An 18,262-nucleotide genomic window follows, 5' to 3' on the forward strand; every position below is an offset into this window, starting at 1 on the left:
TCTCCCCAGAGGGGAGAGGGGGCTAATCGGGGGATTTTCAGAGCCTGAGTTCGACGCGGAATTTCAGGTCGCAAAATTTCTAAAGAAACCCACGGTCAGTCCCCTCGCCCCTTGGGGAGAGGGCTAGGGTGAGGGGGCTCTTTCAGTAGACGTCGCGGCGGTAGCGACCTTGCTCGATCAGGCGATCAACCTCCGCAATCCCAAGCACTTCGTTAAGCACGTGATCCACCCCCGACGCCATTCCCTGCAAGCTGCCGCAGATGTAAATGACCGCACCCTCAGCCAGCCACTTCTTCAACTCACCCGCCGACTCCCGCAGTCGATCCTGCACATAAATCTTCTCGGCCTGATCCCGCGAGAACGCCAGGTCCAGCCGCTCCAGATCGCCCGAAATCAACCATTCTTCCAGCTCGTCGCGACACAGATAGTCATGCTCGCGATTGCGTTCGCCGAACAACAGCCAATGACGTTGCTGCCCATCGGCGATCCGCGCCTTGAGCAAACTGCGCAGCCCGGCCAGGCCGGTGCCATTGCCCAGCAGGATCATCGGTACCGGTTCGGCCGGCAGGTGGAAACCGCTGTTGCGCCGCACGCGCAAACTGATGGTGCCGCCCACCGGGGCGTGTTCGGTCAGCCAGCCGGAGCCGACGCCCAGGCTGCCGTCAGGATGCAGCTCCTGACGCACGATCAGTTCGAGGATGCCATCGGCGGCGATCGAGGCGATGGAGTATTCGCGCATGGCCAAGGGCACCAGCGCATCCACCAGCGCCTGGGCATGCAGGCCGACCAGGTGAGTTCTGTTTTCGGGCAGTTGTCGACTGGCTAGGGCTTGCTCCAGAGGTTGCGACAGGCCATCGAGCGCAACCGTGGCCCGACCGTCAATGCCCAGGCCATCGAGGAAATGTTCGATCGCCCACGGACAATTGCGCGGCAACACTTCCACCAGGTCACCGGCCAGCCAGCTGCTGGTGGTGGGGGCGGTGAGGCCGAGCAAGTAAACGCCCGAACCGCTGCTGTCAGGGTTGAGTAACTCACGGCGGGTCAGCGTCCAGTTGTCATAGCGGGGAGCTTGCCAGGCGTCCACGGGCGCCTGTCCGGTCAGCAGACCCAGTTGCTGCTGCCAGTGACGCAAGGCGTAAGGGTCGCCGCTGTCGACCTCCACCGGCGCGAACAGGGTCTTGCCGCCGTGCTGGCCCAGCCACGTGTGCAAGCGTCGGGCGAACCCGCAGAAGTGCTGATACTGCCGATCACCGAGGCCGAGCACGGCGTAGTTCAGGCTTTCCAGGCTCAACGTCCGGGCCAGCACTTTGCGTTCAAAACCCCGGGCGCTGTCCGGCGCTTCACCGTCGCCGAAGGTGCTGACCACGAACAACGCATTGCTGGAATCACGCAAGTCTTGCTCGCTGACGTCCGCCAGCGGCTGAACCTTCACCGGCAGCCCCGCAGCCTGCAATTGCCCGGCGGTCTGCCACGCCAGTTGCTCGGCAAAGCCGCTCTGGCTGGCGAAACCGATCAACCATTTGGGGGCATCGCTACCCGGTTGTGCGAGGCCTTTGCGGGCATCCTTGATTTGCTTTTTCTTGCGTCGGCGATCGAGGTACAACAACCAGCCAGTGACGAAAAACAGCGGCATCGTCAGCGCACTAATCGTCAGGATAATCCGCCCGATGATTCCGAAATAGCTGCCGACGTGCAGCGCGTAAATGCTGGTCAGCAGTTGCGCCTTGAGGCTCTTGTCGCTGTAGCGATCATGCCGCGCGACGATGCCGGTCGCCGGGTCCAGCGTGATCTGATTCAGTGCGCGGTCGTGAGGTGAGGTGTTCAACAGGTAGAACACGGTGGCCGGCTGCCCGGCCACGGGCGGCATACGGATGTTGTAGGCACTCAGTGCCGGGCCGGCAGCGCTGTAGATGCTGCTCCACATCACTGCGTAATCGGCGGTGGGCGCCGGGCCGCTCGGTGCAGGGCCGCGACCGCTGCGGACGCGCTCGTTCTGTGGTGAGTCGGAAAGCAATCGGGTCAGGCCCTTGTTGTACCACTCATAGGACCAGGACAACCCGGTGAGCGCTGCCAGGAGGTAAAACACCAGGCACCAGGTACCGGCCACCGAGTGCAAATCCCAGTTGAAGCTGCGGCCCTTTTTCTTCCAGTCGAGGGTCAGCCAGGCGCGCCAGCTTTTCCACTGACGCGGCCAGCGCAGGTAAAGACCGGACAGGCAGAAGAACACCAGGATCAGCGTGCACGCGCCGGTGATTTGCCGACCGCTATCGCCCATGGCGAGGAAGCGGTGCAGTTGCAGCATCAGGCCGAAAAAGTCCTGGCCGGTGGCGTCGCCCATGAACTCGGCGGTGTACGGGTCGAAGTAGCGCATTTCGCCGCGGCGCTCACCCGGTGGCGGGGTAAAGGACACCCGCGCGGCGATGCCGCTGTCGGTCTCGACCCAGAGCATCGCGACTTTCTTGCCGGATGCGCCCTCGATCTTCTCCACCAGCTCAACGGGCGGCAGGACGCCAGCGACCTGCTTCTCGACCTGCAGCACAGAGGGGTTCAGTGCGCGCAGGATTTCATCCTGAAACGACACCGTCGCCCCGGTGATGCCCATCAGGGCCAGGACCAGTCCGGCGCTGATGCCGAAAAACCAGTGCAACTGGAACAGGGTTTTCTTCAACACGTCGCTCGCCTTGTTCGTTCGGAAATAATCATCACGGCGCGCATTATGCCGTGGGTTGTCGAGAAACATTCTTTATTACGCACAAAAGCCCCGTTCACCTGGATGAACGGGGCCTTGGTCTTCACGCTTCTATCAGAAGTGGAAGTTGGCGCTCAGCAGGGCGGTACGACCCGCCGCCACGTGGGCGTAGTGGTTCTGCAGTATCTGATCGAAGTAACGCTTGTCGGTCAGGTTCTGCACGTTGAGTTGCAGGTCGACGTTCTTGGTCAGGCGATAGCTGGCCATCGCGTCGTAGCGCCAGTAGGACGGGATTTCCACCGAGTTGGCGACGTTACCGAACTGCGAGTCGACGAACGTGGTGCCGGCGCCGACGGTCAACTTGTCCGGCACCAGGTCGTAGGTCGACCAGAACGTGAAGTTGTTCCGTGGGGTGCTTGGCATGTGGTTGCCTTCATCGGCGGCGAGGGTGGTTTTGACCACTTCGCTTTCCATGTAGGTGTAGCCGCCGAAGACCCTCCAGTTACGGGTCAGCTTGCCGCTGTAGCTCAGTTCCACACCATTGACCTGCTGTTCGCCGTCCAGCACTTGCGTGGTGCCACCGTCCGGATCGTTGATACGCGCGTTGGTTTTTTCGGTGCGGAACAGTGCGGCGGTCAGCGACAGGTCGTCACCGAAGAAGTCCCACTTGGTGCCGATCTCGTAGTTGCGGTTCTTTTCCGGGTCCAGGTCGGTGTTGTTCGCCGCCAGTTCCAGGCCACCGTTGCCGCTGGTTTCACCGGACGGGTTGCTGGAGGTGGAATAGGCCGCATAGATGCTGCCGTTAGGCAACACGTTGTAGACCACGCCGATCTGGTAGTTGACCAGGTCGCTGGTGTTCTCACGGGAGAAGTCGTTCGCTGGAGCGGTGCTGCTAGCGTTGGCGTGGCCGCTGGATTGGACCTGGTAGTTGTCGTAACGCAGGCCCAGGTTCAGGGACCATTGTTCGTTGAACTTCAGCGTGTCGAACACGTAGGCCGCAGCGGTTTTGGTGTCGGTGTCGGTGAACGCGGCACTGTCGGTGATCGAGCCGTTCCAGTTATCCCCAGGCGTCGGGTTTTGCAGACTGGTGCAGTCGCCGGAGTTGAAGAGGGCGCGGTTGCAGCGGGTGCCGCTGGCGGTCGAGGTCAGGATGTACGGGCGGTTGTGGGTGTCTTGATAGGAAAACTCAAGACCGGTGACCAGGCTGTGCTCGATGGCGCCGGTGTTGAACCTGGCGCTCAGGTCGGTCTGGTTGATCCAGCCGCTGGACGTCGAGTTACGGCTTTTCGCGCCGCGATACACGCTGCCAAGCGCCGCGTTGCCCTTGCTGTCGTCCGGGTTGGTGACGATGTAGTCGAGCGTCGAACGGGACATGCGGAAGCTGTTCGAAACGGTCAGGTCATCATTCAGATCGTGTTCGATCGTGATGGTGCCGCTGTCATTACTGGTCTGGCGATAGTCGCGACTGGTGAGGCCGTAGAAGTTGTCGCGATCGACATGCACAGGTTTATCGACGTTGTACTTGCTGCGGTTGGGGCTCAAGGTCAATGGGAGGCCGTAGTCGGGCATGTCGTCGGTTTCGACGTGGTAGTAGCCGACGGTCAGGCGGGTGTCGGTACCCAGGCCGAACGCGAAGGAAGGTGCCACGCCCCAACGGCTGACGTCCACGGCATCACGGCCGGCGACGTTGGCTTCGTGCTTCATCAGGTTCAGGCGGAAGGCCGAGGTGTCGGTCATCTGCTGGTTCAGGTCGAGGGTGGTGCGCTTGGTCTGGTCCGAGCCCCAGGTGAAACCGCCGTTATAAGAATTGCCCAGTTTGGCGGTCTTGCTCACCAGGTTCAGGCTGCCACCGGTGGAACCGGCGCCGGTGAAGGCTGATCCCGGGCCCTTGCTGACTTCGATCGATTCTACGTTGAAGATCTCGCGGCTCTGGGAGGCCGGGTCGCGCATGCCGTCGATGAACACGTCGCTTTCCGCGTTGAAGCCGCGAATGATCGGGCGATCGCCGGCCGGGTTGCCGCCTTCACCGGCACCGAACGTGATACCCGGTGTGGTCCGCAGCGCGTCGACCAGGCTGGTGGCGCCCGTGTCGCGAATCACTTGTTGCGGAATCACGGTGACGCTTTTCGGCGTTTCACGCAGCGGCGCGGTGTATTTCTTGTTGGCCGAGGTATCAGTCTTGTAGGAGGTCTCGTCCTGGGCTTCGCCGGTGACAGCGGTAGCGCCCAGGGAAATCACGTTGCTCGGTGCTTTTTCCTCGGTCTGTTCAGCCGCGAAAGCCATGTGGCCCGCAGAGCTGGCAGTGATCGCCACGCCAATTGCAGACGCGAGCAAGCGCGGTGAACTGACCGGTAATTGTAATTGTTGGCGTGACATGAGAATTCCCCTCCCCAAGGATTTGAGGCCGCGGAATATAGGGTAAACAGGTATTTGTATCAATTGCGAAACGTTACTATTCGCGAGGAATTTACATTCTTTACAATTTACCCTTACGGTTTTTGGTGTTTCGTTCGTCATGGGGGGTTTTACACGGGCAATAAGAATCAATACCATTGCCGCCTCTTTGTCTTCAGGTGTCATCCCATGCTGCTGCACATTCCCGGCGTGTTCGCGAAAGAAGAAGTGCAGCGCATCCGCGAGGCCCTGGAGCAGGCAGATTGGGCTGACGGCAAGATCACCGCCGGCTACCAGTCGGCCAAAGCCAAGCACAATCTGCAGCTGCCTGAAGGTCATCCGCTGGCCAAGGAAGTCGGCGCGGCGATGCTGGAACGGCTGTGGAAACATCCGCTGTTCATGTCGGCGGCGTTACCGCACAAGGTTTTCCCCCCGTTGCTGAACTGTTACACGGCCGGCGGCAGTTTCGATTTTCACATCGACAACGCCGTGCGCCAGCCCAAGGGCAGCATCGAACGGGTGCGCACCGATTTGTCGGCCACTCTGTTTTTCAGCGAACCGGACGATTACGACGGCGGCGAACTGGAAATCCAGGACACCTTCGGCACCCAACGGGTGAAGTTACCGGCCGGCGATATGGTTCTGTACCCCGGCACCAGCCTGCACAAGGTCAACGCCGTGACGCGCGGCACTCGCTACGCCTCGTTCTTCTGGACCCAAAGCCTGGTCCGCGAAGACAGCCAGCGCGCCTTGCTGTTCGAGATGGACGGGGCGATCCAGCAGCTGACCCAAGACATGCCCGACCACCCTTCGCTGATTCGCCTCACTGGCACTTATCACAACCTGTTGCGTCGCTGGGTTGAGGTATGAGTTATCAACTGCGCCGCGAGGAAGTGCTCGACGGTGACCGGCTCAAAGCCATGCTGGAAGAAAGTCCTGCACGTGCCGCCCAGGCGATTCTGATCGCCGCCCGCGAAGGTGTACTCGATGCTCAGGCGTTGCTCGGGCAGATTCTGCTGGACGGGCAGGGTATCGAGCAGGATCAGCCGCTGGCCGTGCGCTGGTTCGAGATCGCCGCCCAGGGCGGACACTTGATGGCGCGCAACATGCTCGGTCGTTGTCATGAACATGGCTGGGGTTGCGTTGCCGATGCTTCGATGGCCGCAGGGCATTATCGTGTTGCCGCTGAAGCCGGACTGGATTGGGCGATGTACAACTACGCCAATCTGTTGGCCACTGGACGCGGGGTGATCGAGGATCAGGTGCAAGCACTGAATCTGTATCGGCTGGCAGCTGAATTGGGCCACGCGAAGTCGATGAACCTGCTGGGGCGTTATCTGGAAGAGGGGCGGTTTTGCCCGGCAGATCCGCAAGCTGCCCGTGACTGGTATCGACGCTCGGCGGTCGGCGGGGATTTTCGTGGGCAGTTCAGTTATGCAGCGGTGTTGGCGGATGAGGAAAACATCGACGAAGCCTTGGTCTGGCTGCGTAAGGCCCTAGACGGCGGGAATCTGAACTTTTTGCGCGTGGCGAGCAAAGCACTGCTTAACGCAGATAATCTACAAATTCGGGAAATGGCAACCCTCTATCATCAACTCGTCGTTCAGATGAGCGATGAACGGAGCGTATCAGGGGTTGTTGAGTTGGTTTAAATCACTATGATTGAAAACTAATCAAATCTCGTCAAATTGCTTCCTGGAGACTAAATCATGGCTGCAACCAAAGTCCTGACTGCCCATGTACCCATGGAGCTTGCTGATAAAGTCGATCAGATGGCTGCGAGGATGGAGCGCTCACGGGGCTGGATCGTGAAGCAGGCGCTTGCCGACTGGGTAGATCTGGAAGAAGAACGAAGCCGACTTACCCGCGAGGCAATGGCTGACGTTGATGCTGGGCGGGTGATCGATCATCAGTCTGTCCAGGCTTGGGCAGACAGTTTGAGTACCGATAAGCCGTTGCCGGTACCTTACTGATGGAGTTGAAGTGGACGAGCAAAGCGTTATCGGATCTCGCACGACTTTTTGAGTTTCTTGCGGTGGTCAATCGTCCTGCGGCAGCGCGTACTGTGCAATCTCTCACTCAGGCCCCCACATCCTTGCTCAGCAATCCGCGAATCGGAGAGCGAGTCGACGAGTTCGCGCCGCGAGATGTGCGACGACTTTTGGTCGGTCATTATGAGATGCGGTATGAGATTCAAGGCTCCACGCTCTACATCCTTCGTCTGTGGCATGTACGAGAAGACCGATAACAGCTGCCCCGACAGCCTGGAACGTCAGACACAAAAAAGCCCATGACACGTCATGGGCTTTTTGATTTCTGCGTGCAGTTTTACACGTAAAACGACTTCAGCGGCGGGAAGCCATTGAACTCTACCGCGCTGTAACTGGTGGTATACGCACCGGTCGACAACCAGTACAAACGATCACCAATCGCCAGGTTCAGCGGTAAACCGTACTTGTAGTTTTCGTACATGATGTCGGCGCTGTCGCAGGTCGGGCCGGCGATGACCACTTCTTCCATCTCGCCTTTCTTCTCGGTCCAGATCGGGAACTTGATGGCTTCGTCCATGGTTTCGATCAGGCCGGAGAACTTGCCCACATCCGTGTACACCCATCGCTCTACCGCGGTACGGGATTTACGGGCGACCAGCACCACTTCGCTGACCAGGATGCCGGCGTTGGCGATCAACGAACGGCCTGGTTCCAGGATGATTTCCGGCAGTTCGTCACCGAAGTCTTCCTTGAGGAAACGGATGATTTCTTCAGCGTAGGTTTCCAGGCTGTTGGTGCGGGTGATGTAGTTGGCCGGGAAGCCACCGCCCATGTTGATCAGCTTCAGGTGAATGCCGTCTTCTTCTTTCAGGCGTTCGAAGATCACTTTGACCTTGGCAATCGCCGCGTCCCAGACGCTGATGTCGCGCTGTTGCGAGCCGACGTGGAACGAGATGCCGTACGGCACCAGGCCCAGGTCGCGAGCGAGGATCAGCAGGTCCATGGCCATGTCGGTCTGGCAGCCGAATTTGCGCGACAAAGGCCAGTCAGCGGTGGTCGAGCCTTCGGTGAGGATGCGCACGTAGACTTTCGAGCCCGGCGCTGCCTTGGCGATGTTGCGCAGGTCGGCTTCGGAGTCGGTGGCATACAGACGCACGCCCTTCTCGTAGAAGTAACGAATGTCTTTGGATTTCTTGATGGTGTTGCCGTAGCTGATGCGATCCGGGCCGACGCCCTGGTTCATCACTTTGTCGAGCTCGTAGATCGAAGCGATGTCGAAGTTCGAGCCTTTCTCTTTGAGCAGGTCGATGATTTCGACGGCCGGGTTGGCCTTGACCGCGTAGTAGACCTTGGCGAAATCGAAACCGGCGCGCAGGTCGTCATAGGCCTGGCTGATCATCGCGGTGTCGATCACCACGAACGGGGTTTCTTGTTTGTCGGCGAAGGCCTTCATTTTGTTGAAGGTATCGCGCGCGAAATAGTCTTCGACGTTGATCGACATGCTGGGAACTCCTACTGGCAAACTGAAATTAACAATGGGTGCAAATGAACGTCCTCCGTATCCCCACTTTGGTTCGCCTACTTCCCAAGGCATGTCGCCGAAAGCAAAAAGGCCATGGGAAGCGGTGCTTTCCCTTGGCCTTGCTGTCTCGTCGTCAGTACTTGAGCCGGATGGATCGTTTCCAGCATGGACGTTCGGCGCGAACTTTAGGGCGTGAGGCGCTTGAGATCAACAAAAAATGTCGCGTTTTTGCACGCATCCGTCGTGCGGTCCCGGACAGCTACTGATGTAACCGACCTGCATGACAGTGTGATGTTCCCTTCAATGATCGTTCCCACGCAGAGTGGGAACGATCAGTAGGAGGCGTCAGGCCGTTGCGGCCTGTTCAGCCACTTCAGCAGGCGAAACAATACTGGTCTTGCCCCCACGGGACTTGCCGGAGCTCAAATACTCGGCAATCGATTCCTGAGTCACTTCACCCAGGAACACCCGATCCGCATCCATCACCGGCAACCACGAGCGGTTGAACTCGTACATGCGCGACAGCAGGATGCGCAAATGTTCGTCATAAACGGCGGTGGCGTTGAACTCGCGCAGGTATTGCGCGCAAGTACCGGTCTGACGGTGCAGGTCGCGACGTCGTACATAGCCGAGCGCCTTGTTCTCACCATCAGTGACCACCACATAACGACGGTCCAGTTCGTCCATCAACTCCAGGGCCTCGGCCACCGGGGTTTCCGGGCTCACCGACGGCGCGTTGTCCGCTGCATCTTCGGCTTTCACCAACAACAGACGCTTGAGGGTGCTGTCCTGGCCGACGAAGTTGCTGACAAAGTCATCTGCCGGGTGCGCAAGCAAGGTGTCCGGATGGTCGATCTGCAACAGCTTGCCCGCACGGAAAATCGCGATCTTATCGCCCAGCTTGATGGCTTCGTCGATGTCGTGGCTGACCATGATCACGGTCTTGTTCAGCGCGCGCTGCATTTCGAAGAACTCGTTCTGGATCATCTCGCGGTTGATCGGGTCGACCGCGCCGAACGGCTCATCCATCAGCAACAACGGCGCATCCGCCGCCAACGCACGAATCACGCCGATCCGCTGCTGTTGACCACCGGACAATTCACGCGGGTAGCGAGTCAGGTATTGCTTGGGTTCAAGCTTGATCATGCTCATTAATTCGCGGGCGCGATCGTGGCATTTCTGTTTGTCCCAGCCCAGCAGGCGCGGGACGATGGTGATGTTTTCCTCGATGGTCATGTTCGGGAACAGACCGATCTGCTGGATCACATAACCGATGTTGCGGCGCAGGGTCACGGCGTCGAGGTCGGTGGTGTCTTCGCCGTTGATCAGGATCTTGCCGGAGGTCGGCTTGATCAGGCGGTTGATCATTTTCAGCGTGGTGCTTTTGCCGCAACCCGATGGCCCGAGGAACACACAGATCTCGCCTTCATTGACGGTCAGGCTTACCGAGTCCACGGCTTTCACATCTTTGCCGTTGCTTTGGAAGGTCTTGCTGAGGTTTTGAAGTTCGATCATTTCAGGAGTCCTTTTGGAGTCAGCGTGCGTTGCAGCCATTGCAGAAGCAGGTCGGCGAAGATGGCCAGGAGACTGACCAGCACGGCGCCGACGATCAGCATCGACATGTCGCTGCGGCTGATTGAAGCGAGAATAAGTACACCGAGGCCACCGGCGCCGATGGTGGCGGCGATGGTCATGACACCAATGTTCATGACCACGGCGGTGCGCACACCGGCGAGGATCACCGGCACCGCGATCGGCAGCTCGACCATGCGCAGGCGCTGGCCGAAGGTCATGCCGATGCCGCGGGCGGCTTCGCGGATGCCGGGGTCGACGCCGGTCAGGGCGAGGTAGGTGTTACGCATGATCGGCAGCAGCGAGTACAGAAACACCGCGGTGATCGCCGGCATCGGGCCCAGGCCCTGGCCAAATTTGGAGTAGAACGGCAGCAGCAGGCCGAACAGTGCAATCGACGGCACCGTCAGCAGCACCGTGGCGCTGGCTTGCAAAGGGCCGGCGAGTGTCGGGAAGCGTGTCATCAGTATGCCCAGCGGCACGCCGACCAGAATCGCCAGGGTCACGGCAATGCCGACCAGGGTGATGTGCTGCCCGGTCAGTTGCAGGACCAACGGCCAGTCGAGATGGGAAAAGGCGTTCAGAAATTCCATGTCTTTTCCTCCTTATTTGATTGGATGCTGGCGCAGGAAATCGGCGGCAACGGATGAAGGGCTTTCGTGATCGACATCGACCCGCGCGTTGAGCTGGCGCATGGTGACGTCGTCGAACAGTTCGGCCAGCGGCTTGAGTTCTTCGGCGAGTTTCGGATGGGCGTCGAGATAGACCTGACGCACTACAGGCGCTGCGGTGTAGTCCGGGAAGTAATGCTTGTCGTCTTCCAGCAGTTTCAGCTTGAAGGCGTTCAAACGACCGTCCGTGGTGTAGACCAGACCGGCAAACACCTGACCATTGCGCAGGGCGGTGTAGACCAGCCCGGCGTCCATCTGGCGGATGTTTTTGCGGTTCAGGTTCATGCCGTAGAGGTTCACCATGCCGTCCAGACCATCGGAGCGGTTGGCGAACTCGGTGTCCAGCGCCACCAGGTGATTGGTCTTCGCCTCAGCCTGCAGCACCGTGTTCAGCTCGCTGATGGTGTTGATCTGCGGATACGCCTTTGCGGTGTTTTCCGGCAGGGCCAGGGCGTAGGTGTTGCTGAACTTCGACGGGGTGAGCCAGACCAGGCCTTTTTTCGCGTCGAGTTCTTTCACCTTGGCGTAGGACTGAGCGCTGTCGAGCTTGTCAGTGATGTGGTTGTAAGCCACCAGCGACACGCCGGTGTATTCCCACATCAAATCCAGCTGACCACTTTCGTGGGCGCTACGGGCCAGGGTGCTGCCCAGACCGCCGGTCACCTGGGTGTCGTAACCCTTGGTGTTCAGGTACTGGGACGTGATTTCCGCGAGCAGGGTTTGTTCGGTGAACACCCGGGCGCCGATGCGGATCACCGGTTTTTCTGCGGCTTGGGCGATTCCTGCGAACAGCAGGGCGCAGCCTAAAAATAAGCATACTTTTTTCATGAATATTCCTTTGCCGAGGCTTAAGACGGGCGGAGGCCGCGTTCGAGCCAGAGGCGGCTGGCGAGTGTCACCAGACCGTCGAGCAGCAAGGCCAGCAGGGCGGTGCAGGCCGCGCCGAGCAGCAGTTGCGGCTGATTGTTCAGGGCGATGCCAGGGAAAATCAGGCTGCCCAGACTGTTGGCGCCGATCAGGAACGCCAGCGGTGCTGTACCGACGTTGATCGCCAGCGCCACGCGCACGCCACCGATGATGATCGGCACGGCGTTTGGCAGTTCGACCCGCCACAACACCTGAGTCGGTGTCATGCCGATGCCGACGGCCGCTTCCTTGAGCGATCCCTGGACGTTTTTCAGGCCTTCATAGGTGTTGCGCACAATCGGCAACAACGAGGCGAGGAACAGGGCGAAAATCGCAGGGCCGCTGCCGATGCCGAGGATCCCCAGGGCGATGGCCAGTACGGCAAGAGGCGGCACGGTGTTGCCGATGTTGAAGATCTGCATGAAGCGTTCAGCGCGGCCCACCATGGTCGGGCGGCTGAGGAAGATACCGGCGGGTATGCCCACAACAAGGGCGGCTAGCATGGAAGCGAGGACGAGAATCAAATGGGCTTGCAGGTAAAACAACAAATCGTCGCGGTAATGTTCGATCGTGTTGATGCCAATCCAGTGGACCAGCAGGGCCAGAAGGGCGACGACAACCGCACCTCCTATCAGCCCTTTGCCATAGCGAATAGCCACAGGCAGACTCCTTTTTCTTTGTCGGCGAACGCAGTCCCGTGGGGCATGCCATTCCTGGCTGCCGGGATTATCAACGTTCGCGAGAAGCAGCTCTTCATGCTGATAAAACCGCATGAGATCGAGCCATAAGCGCAGCCTCGTCAGGCTAACTTGCAGGTTTTTCAAACCCTGCTACGAGAGCTGTAACAGGGGAGTGGACGCCTCCACCTTTTAAAAGGTTCCATAATTAACAGCATTTAGCCACCCTTGATCACCCTTCGGGCCCGTCAATTGCCATTGGCGACAGGGCGAGCGGTGGTCCGTAAGGCTCGGTTTGCGCTATACTCGCCGCCCTTTTTTGAATCACCTGCCAGGCGATTTCCCATGACCAAACAGGCCGCCGAAGTCGCGAAACGCCGCACTTTCGCCATTATTTCCCACCCCGATGCCGGTAAAACCACCATCACCGAGAAGCTCTTGCTGATGGGCAAGGCGATTGCGATTGCTGGCACGGTGAAATCTCGCAAATCCGACCGCCATGCCACCTCCGACTGGATGGAAATGGAAAAACAACGGGGAATTTCCATTACCACGTCGGTCATGCAGTTCCCGTATCGCGACCACATGATCAACCTGCTCGACACCCCGGGCCACGAAGACTTCTCCGAAGATACCTACCGCACCCTGACGGCGGTTGACTCTGCATTGATGGTTCTCGACGGCGGTAAGGGTGTAGAGCCACGAACCATCGCGCTGATGGACGTCTGCCGTCTGCGTGACACGCCGATTGTCAGCTTTATCAACAAACTCGACCGTGACATCCGCGACCCGATCGAACTGCTCGACGAAATCGAAGCGGTCCTGAAGATCAAGGCGGCGCCGATCACCTGGCCGATCGGTTGCTACCGCGATTTCAAGGGCGTTTATCACCTCGCCGACGACTACATCATCGTGTACACCGCTGGCCACGGCCACGAGCGCACCGATGTGAAAATCATCGAGAAGCTCGACTCCGATGAAGCCCGCGCACACTTGGGCGACGAGTACGATCGCTTCGTCGATCAGTTGGAACTGGTGCAGGGCGCCTGTCACGAATTCAATCAACAGGAATTCCTCGACGGCCAACTGACCCCGGTGTTCTTCGGTACTGCACTGGGCAACTTCGGTGTCGATCACGTGCTCGACGCCGTGGTCAACTGGGCGCCGAAACCCCTGGCCCGTGTCGCCAACGAACGTACCGTGGAACCGGTTGAAGAGAAATTCGCCGGCTTCGTGTTCAAGATCCAGGCGAACATGGACCCCAAACACCGCGACCGTATCGCCTTCATGCGTATCTGCTCCGGCAAGTACGAAAAAGGCATGAAGATGCGCCACGTGCGCACCGGCAAAGACGTGCGGATCGGCGATGCGCTGACCTTCTTCTCCTCCGAGCGTGAGCAACTGGAAGAAGCGTTTGCCGGCGACATCATCGGCTTGCACAACCACGGCACCATCCAGATCGGCGACACCTTTACCGAAGGCGAAGTCCTGGGCTTCACCGGTATCCCGCACTTTGCCCCGGAACTGTTCCGTCGCGTGCGCCTGCGCGATCCGCTGAAATCCAAGCAACTGCGTCAGGGTCTGCAGCAACTGGCGGAAGAGGGCGCGACCCAAGTGTTCTTCCCGACGCGCAGCAACGACATCATCCTCGGCGCTGTCGGTGTGCTGCAGTTCGATGTGGTCGCCAGTCGTTTGAAAGAGGAATACAAGGTCGAGTGCTCTTATGAGCCGATTACGGTCTATTCCGCGCGCTGGATCGATTGCAGCGATAAGAAGAAGCTCGAAGAATTCCAGGTCAAGGCTGTGGAAAACCTCGCCATCGATGGCGGCGGTCACCTGACCTACCTGGCCCCGACGCGGGTGAACCTGGCTCTGATGGAAGAGCGCTGGCCGGACGTGAAATTCCGTGCGACGCGTGAGCATCATTAAGCGCTGAGCTGAGAAACCGGAAACCCCGATGCGTGAGCCTCGGGTTTTTTTTGTGCCCGACGCAAGCCCCTGTGGGAGCGAGCAAGCTCGCTCCCACAGGGGCTTCGTCAGTCTCGAAATAACCATTCGTCCTAACCCCTATTCAAAACCAATCTCCCCACAAACGGCATTCCGTCCATTCGTTAGCGTCCTATCTGGAGAACCTGGCTGATCGGAACTAAATTTCACTTGGCGCCAGTCAGGCACTTCAGTTTCACCTGCGAAAGGATGGAATCGGCTATGAACAGGTTGCTACGCGTTGTATTGCTATTGAAGGTGTTGGTGATGCTGTCTCTCGGCAGTACGGCGGCCTTGGCCGAGTGTGAGGATCACGATACGCAGGCGTTGAGCGGGCAGGGTGGGCACGGCGAACTGATGATCGCCCAATCCGAATCGGAGCCCGGTAATCAGGGGCAGGGCGGCAGCGCAGACGATGACGACTCGACCACCGATGAACCGGACACCGACGAAGATGAAGGGGCTTAAATGACAGCCAAAAGAAAACCCCTTCTGCCGGACTGATGCGCAGCCCGGGCAGAAGAGGTTCGGTTAACTCTACAAAAGCGCGCCTCAGTGACACAGGCGCGTTTTTTTATGCCGCGCCGTCGAGAAAAACTGCTCGGCGTAGTGGCAAGCCACCTGGCGGCTGTCGAGCAGGCGCAGGGCCGGCTCTTCGGTGCTGCAGCGCTCGGTCGCGTATGGGCAGCGCTTGTGGAACGCACAGCCGGACGGCGGGTTCAGCGGGTTGGGCAATTCGCCGACGATCTTGATTTTCGGCTTGTTCGGATCCGGGTGAATGGTCGGGGTGGCCGACAGCAGCGCCTGGGTGTACGGGTGCAGAGGACGCTCGTAGATGTCGTTCTTCGGGCCCATTTCCACAGATCCGCTGGCGCTGACCGCCAGAGAACATGTGCGGATAACGCTGGTGGTGCTCAGGACGCAAACCGATCTGCTTCATCATCGCCTGAACTTTTCACGGCGTTCGGCCGCAGAAAACTTGGTGTCTATCAGCAAGGGTTCGGCCAGTTGATCGCCGATTTTCTGCTGTGGGTTGAGCGAGGTGTAAGACATTACTTATTAATACACTGACTAGGATGCGGACAGGGAGTTGATCCATATACCGATATAACAGCCGTAATGCTAATGACAAAAACAACTATTAAACTGTCATTTCTAACAGGTTATATTTCTGCATTTGTACTGTGTAATTTGACCCTGATCAAACGTCACTCGCAGACAGCACATTAACTATGCAGGAGCATCATTATGTCAGTGCACAACGAGTCACCACACCGTCAGTTCTCAGACCCGAAGACAAGTTCAAGTAAGGCCACTGGGACGCTGACCGGCACAATTACCAACCTTGCTAACGGGACTACATACCCAGCGCTGGCTAATTTTTATCGACGATTTGGTGGGACTTCTCGTTATCCTGGTATAGATATATCGGGTTTCGATCCTGAAGGAATTGGGGAGTCTTTCCAGATTTCTGTACAATTCGATACTGCCGAACCACCTTCCGGAACCTACACGGTGGGCAGTCCTGGCTGGGGAGGGTGTTCGTACTCTCGGTGGCCAGACGAAGAGTTTTTGTTTGCGGCGTCGGGAAAATTACAGCTGTTAAACTTTGAAAGTTCGAGCCATCTCGAGGGTGAGCTTATATTTGATACTAGAGTCGGTTCTGAAGGACGGCAGTATAGGGTTAATGTGAAATTCAATATTATTGGGTGGTAGCGTTGCGTGCCGCTGTTTATGGCGAAATAGTTAATAAAAATGAGGGGCATTAAAGTTGATGCCTTTCACTTACCGGCTGGTCGATCCCTTATGAAGAAACCCCCTCCTCCCGGTCTGATGCGCAGCCCGGGAAGAAGAGGTTCGGTTAACTCTACAAAAGCGCGCCTCAGTGACACAGGCGCGTTTTTTTATGCCGCGCCGTCGAGGAATTGCTCGGCGTAGTGGCAAGCCACCTGACGGCTGTCGAGCAGACGCAGTGCCGGCTCTTCAGTGCTGCAACGCTCGGTCGCGTACGGGCAGCGCTTGTGGAACGCGCAGCCGGACGGCGGGTTCAGCGGGTTGGGCAATTCGCCGACGATCTTGATTTTCGGCTTGTTCGGATCCGGGTGAATGGTCGGGGTGGCCGACAGCAACGCCTGGGTGTACGGGTGCAGAGGACGCTCGTAGATGTCGTTCTTCGGGCCCATTTCCACCGGGCGGCCGAGGTACATCACCATCACGTCATCGGCGACGTGTTGCACCACCGCCAGGTTGTGAGAGATGAACACGTACGCGGTGTTGAACTCTTGCTGCAAGTCCATGAACAGGTTCAGCACCTGCGCCTGAATCGACACGTCCAGCGCCGAAGTCGGTTCGTCCGCCACCAGCACTTTCGGTTGCAGCATCATTGCGCGAGCGAGGGCGATCCGCTGGCGCTGGCCGCCGGAGAACATGTGCGGATAACGCTGGTAGTGCTCGGGACGCAAGCCCACTTGCTTCATCATCGCCTGAACTTTCTCGCGACGTTCGGCCGCGCTCAGGCTGGTGTTGATCAGCAATGGCTCGGCCAGTTGATCACCGACTTTCTGCCGTGGGTTCAACGACGCGTAAGGGCTCTGGAACACCATCTGCACGTCTTTGCGCAGTTGCTTGCGCTGAGCCTTGTCGGCGCCGGTGACTTCCTGCCCGGCGATTTTCAAGGAGCCGGAGGACGGCTCTTCGATCAGGGTCAGGGCACGGGCCAGGGTGGATTTTCCGCAACCCGATTCGCCGACGACAGCGAGGGTCTTGCCGGCTTCCAGTTCGAACGACACACCGTTCAGGGCGCGCACGGTCGCATGGCCCTTGAACAGGCCGCGGGACACTTCGTAGTGACGGGTCAGGTCGCGGGCGGTAAGTACGACGGCCATTACGCCACCTCCTGATTCAGCGGGTAGAAGCAGCGGGCGAGGCTGTTGCTTTTCGGGTCAAGGGTCGGACGCTGCACGCGGCAGTTGTCCTGCACGTACGGGCAACGCGGCGACAGCAGGCAACCCTGCGGACGGTCATAACGACCGGGAACGATGCCCGGCAGCGTGGCCAGGCGGGTGGCGCCCAGGCTGTGTTCCGGAATCGCCTTGAGCAGCGCTTCGCTGTACGGGTGTGCCGGAATGTCGAACAGCTGGGGCACTTGACCGACTTCGACCGCTTGCCCGGCGTACATCACGCACACGCGCTGGGCGGTTTCGGCCACGACCGCTAGGTCGTGAGTGATCAGCACCAGGCCCATGTTCTGCTCTTTCTGCAACGCCAGCAGCAGGTCCATGATCTGCGCCTGGATCGTTACGTCCAGGGCAGTGGTCGGTTCGTCGGCGATCAGCAATTTCGGTTCGCCGGCAATCGCCATGGCGATCGCGACACGCTGGCTCATACCGCCGGACAGTTGATGCGGATAGGCATCCATACGGCTGGCGGCGCCCGGGATTTCAACTTTTTCCAGCAACTCGATAGCGCGTGCGCGGGCTTGCTTGCCGGACATTTTCAGGTGCAGGCGCAGCACTTCTTCGATCTGGAAACCGACGGTGTAGCTCGGGTTCAGCGCGGTCATCGGGTCCTGGAAGACCATGGCCAGGTCTTTGCCGACAATCTGCCGACGCTGACGGTTGCTCAGTTTGAGCATGTTCTTGCCGTCGAAATTCAGCGCGTCGGCGGTGACGATCCCCGGATGTTCGATCAGGCCCATCAGCGCCATCATGGTCACGGACTTGCCGGAACCCGATTCGCCAACGATGGCCAGAACTTCGCCCTTGTCCACGGTAATGTCGAGACCGTCGACCACCGGAACAGCGTTCTTGTCGCCGAAGCGAACGTTGAGATTCTTGATTTCTAACAGTGACATT

At 58.9% G+C, this 18,262-nt stretch carries 15 protein-coding genes and 1 pseudogene; 6 read left to right on the forward strand and 10 right to left on the reverse strand.

The features are described from left to right. Positions 1-142: 142 nt before the first annotated feature. Together ACA056_RS03765 and ACA056_RS03770 are read right to left on the reverse strand one after the other, a co-directional pair. The gene (locus ACA056_RS03765) at positions 143-2,671 is read right to left on the reverse strand and encodes a PepSY domain-containing protein (RefSeq protein WP_497270593.1); all 2,529 of its coding nucleotides are present in this window, start codon (positions 2,669-2,671) and stop codon (positions 143-145) included. 132 nt (positions 2,672-2,803) lie between these two features. Further along, on the reverse strand, positions 2,804-5,065 hold the full coding sequence (locus ACA056_RS03770; RefSeq protein ID WP_497270595.1) for a TonB-dependent receptor: 2,262 nt from the start codon (positions 5,063-5,065) through the stop codon (positions 2,804-2,806). Positions 5,066-5,272: 207 nt separating this feature from the next. Between ACA056_RS03770 and ACA056_RS03775 the strand changes: the two genes are divergently transcribed. Genes ACA056_RS03775 through ACA056_RS03790 form a run of 4 tightly spaced genes read left to right on the forward strand, consistent with a single transcriptional unit; the run spans position 5,273 to position 7,331 of the window. Beyond that, on the forward strand, positions 5,273-5,953 hold the full coding sequence (locus ACA056_RS03775) for a Fe2+-dependent dioxygenase (RefSeq protein WP_497270597.1): 681 nt from the start codon (positions 5,273-5,275) through the stop codon (positions 5,951-5,953). Next, positions 5,950-6,735 carry a tetratricopeptide repeat protein gene (locus ACA056_RS03780; protein WP_497270599.1) on the forward strand — a complete coding sequence of 262 codons (786 nt, stop codon included), beginning with the start codon at positions 5,950-5,952 and terminating at the stop codon, positions 6,733-6,735. Before ACA056_RS03775 ends, ACA056_RS03780 begins: the two co-directional genes overlap by 4 nt. A 57-nt stretch (positions 6,736-6,792) precedes the next feature. Further along, the gene (locus tag ACA056_RS03785) at positions 6,793-7,056 is read left to right on the forward strand and encodes a CopG family ribbon-helix-helix protein (RefSeq protein ID WP_095055156.1); all 264 of its coding nucleotides are present in this window, start codon (positions 6,793-6,795) and stop codon (positions 7,054-7,056) included. Continuing rightward, positions 7,056-7,331, forward strand: coding sequence for a type II toxin-antitoxin system RelE/ParE family toxin (locus tag ACA056_RS03790; protein ID WP_497270601.1), 276 nt, complete (start codon positions 7,056-7,058; stop codon positions 7,329-7,331). Before ACA056_RS03785 ends, ACA056_RS03790 begins: the two co-directional genes overlap by 1 nt. 80 nt (positions 7,332-7,411) lie before the next feature. Here ACA056_RS03790 and ACA056_RS03795 read toward each other — a convergent pair whose 3' ends face one another. From ACA056_RS03795 to ACA056_RS03815, 5 genes are all read right to left on the reverse strand, one after another. Then, positions 7,412-8,575: a type III PLP-dependent enzyme gene (locus ACA056_RS03795; RefSeq protein ID WP_059403206.1), complete on the reverse strand. Its 1,164-nt coding sequence runs from the start codon at positions 8,573-8,575 to the stop codon at positions 7,412-7,414. A 366-nt stretch (positions 8,576-8,941) separates the two neighbouring features. Then, entirely contained in the window at positions 8,942-10,111 is a 1,170-nt protein-coding gene (locus ACA056_RS03800) for an osmoprotectant ABC transporter ATP-binding protein OsmV (RefSeq protein WP_497270603.1), read from the reverse strand. Further along, positions 10,108-10,761 (reverse strand): ABC transporter permease, encoded by a 654-nt coding sequence (locus ACA056_RS03805; protein WP_008148960.1) that lies wholly within the window; start codon positions 10,759-10,761, stop codon positions 10,108-10,110. Before ACA056_RS03805 ends, ACA056_RS03800 begins: the two co-directional genes overlap by 4 nt. A gap of 12 nt (positions 10,762-10,773) precedes the next feature. Continuing rightward, positions 10,774-11,667, reverse strand: a complete 894-nt coding sequence (locus ACA056_RS03810) for a glycine betaine ABC transporter substrate-binding protein (RefSeq protein ID WP_497270606.1) — start codon at positions 11,665-11,667, stop codon at positions 10,774-10,776. A 20-nt stretch (positions 11,668-11,687) separates the two neighbouring features. Beyond that, positions 11,688-12,404, reverse strand: coding sequence for an ABC transporter permease (locus ACA056_RS03815; RefSeq protein WP_008148956.1), 717 nt, complete (start codon positions 12,402-12,404; stop codon positions 11,688-11,690). A gap of 363 nt (positions 12,405-12,767) precedes the next feature. Between ACA056_RS03815 and ACA056_RS03820 the strand changes: the two genes are divergently transcribed. Next, positions 12,768-14,351, forward strand: a complete 1,584-nt coding sequence (locus tag ACA056_RS03820) for a peptide chain release factor 3 (RefSeq protein WP_201194379.1) — start codon at positions 12,768-12,770, stop codon at positions 14,349-14,351. A 279-nt stretch (positions 14,352-14,630) separates the two neighbouring features. Continuing rightward, entirely contained in the window at positions 14,631-14,876 is a 246-nt protein-coding gene (locus ACA056_RS03825; protein ID WP_497270609.1) for a hypothetical protein, read from the forward strand. A gap of 84 nt (positions 14,877-14,960) precedes the next feature. Here the strand turns inward: ACA056_RS03825 and ACA056_RS03830 are convergent. The 3 genes and pseudogenes from ACA056_RS03830 to ACA056_RS03840 form a co-directional block, all read right to left on the reverse strand. After that, positions 14,961-15,455: pseudogene (locus ACA056_RS03830) on the reverse strand (oligopeptide/dipeptide ABC transporter ATP-binding protein); the annotation flags it as partial. An 857-nt stretch (positions 15,456-16,312) separates the two neighbouring features. Further along, positions 16,313-17,293: a peptide ABC transporter ATP-binding protein gene (locus ACA056_RS03835; protein WP_497270611.1), complete on the reverse strand. Its 981-nt coding sequence runs from the start codon at positions 17,291-17,293 to the stop codon at positions 16,313-16,315. Beyond that, a complete protein-coding gene (locus ACA056_RS03840) occupies positions 17,293-18,261 on the reverse strand; it encodes an ABC transporter ATP-binding protein (protein ID WP_497270613.1) in 969 nt (322 codons plus the stop codon). The genes ACA056_RS03835 and ACA056_RS03840 overlap by 1 nt, the downstream gene beginning before the upstream one ends. Position 18,262 lies beyond the last annotated feature (1 nt).

The sequence above is a fragment of the Pseudomonas sp. LBUM1666 genome (assembly GCF_059695775.1).

Coding starts and splice junctions, on each gene's coding strand:
- ACA056_RS03770 (WP_497270595.1), bottom strand. CDS start 5,065: ATGTCACGCCAACAATTACAATTACCGGTCAGTTCACCGCGCTTGCTC.
- ACA056_RS03775 (WP_497270597.1), top strand. CDS start 5,273: ATGCTGCTGCACATTCCCGGCGTGTTCGCGAAAGAAGAAGTGCAGCGC.
- ACA056_RS03780 (WP_497270599.1), top strand. CDS start 5,950: ATGAGTTATCAACTGCGCCGCGAGGAAGTGCTCGACGGTGACCGGCTC.
- ACA056_RS03785 (WP_095055156.1), top strand. CDS start 6,793: ATGGCTGCAACCAAAGTCCTGACTGCCCATGTACCCATGGAGCTTGCT.
- ACA056_RS03790 (WP_497270601.1), top strand. CDS start 7,056: ATGGAGTTGAAGTGGACGAGCAAAGCGTTATCGGATCTCGCACGACTT.
- ACA056_RS03795 (WP_059403206.1), bottom strand. CDS start 8,575: ATGTCGATCAACGTCGAAGACTATTTCGCGCGCGATACCTTCAACAAA.
- ACA056_RS03800 (WP_497270603.1), bottom strand. CDS start 10,111: ATGATCGAACTTCAAAACCTCAGCAAGACCTTCCAAAGCAACGGCAAA.
- ACA056_RS03805 (WP_008148960.1), bottom strand. CDS start 10,761: ATGGAATTTCTGAACGCCTTTTCCCATCTCGACTGGCCGTTGGTCCTG.
- ACA056_RS03810 (WP_497270606.1), bottom strand. CDS start 11,667: ATGAAAAAAGTATGCTTATTTTTAGGCTGCGCCCTGCTGTTCGCAGGA.
- ACA056_RS03820 (WP_201194379.1), top strand. CDS start 12,768: ATGACCAAACAGGCCGCCGAAGTCGCGAAACGCCGCACTTTCGCCATT.
- ACA056_RS03825 (WP_497270609.1), top strand. CDS start 14,631: ATGAACAGGTTGCTACGCGTTGTATTGCTATTGAAGGTGTTGGTGATG.
- ACA056_RS03835 (WP_497270611.1), bottom strand. CDS start 17,293: ATGGCCGTCGTACTTACCGCCCGCGACCTGACCCGTCACTACGAAGTG.
- ACA056_RS03840 (WP_497270613.1), bottom strand. CDS start 18,261: ATGTCACTGTTAGAAATCAAGAATCTCAACGTTCGCTTCGGCGACAAG.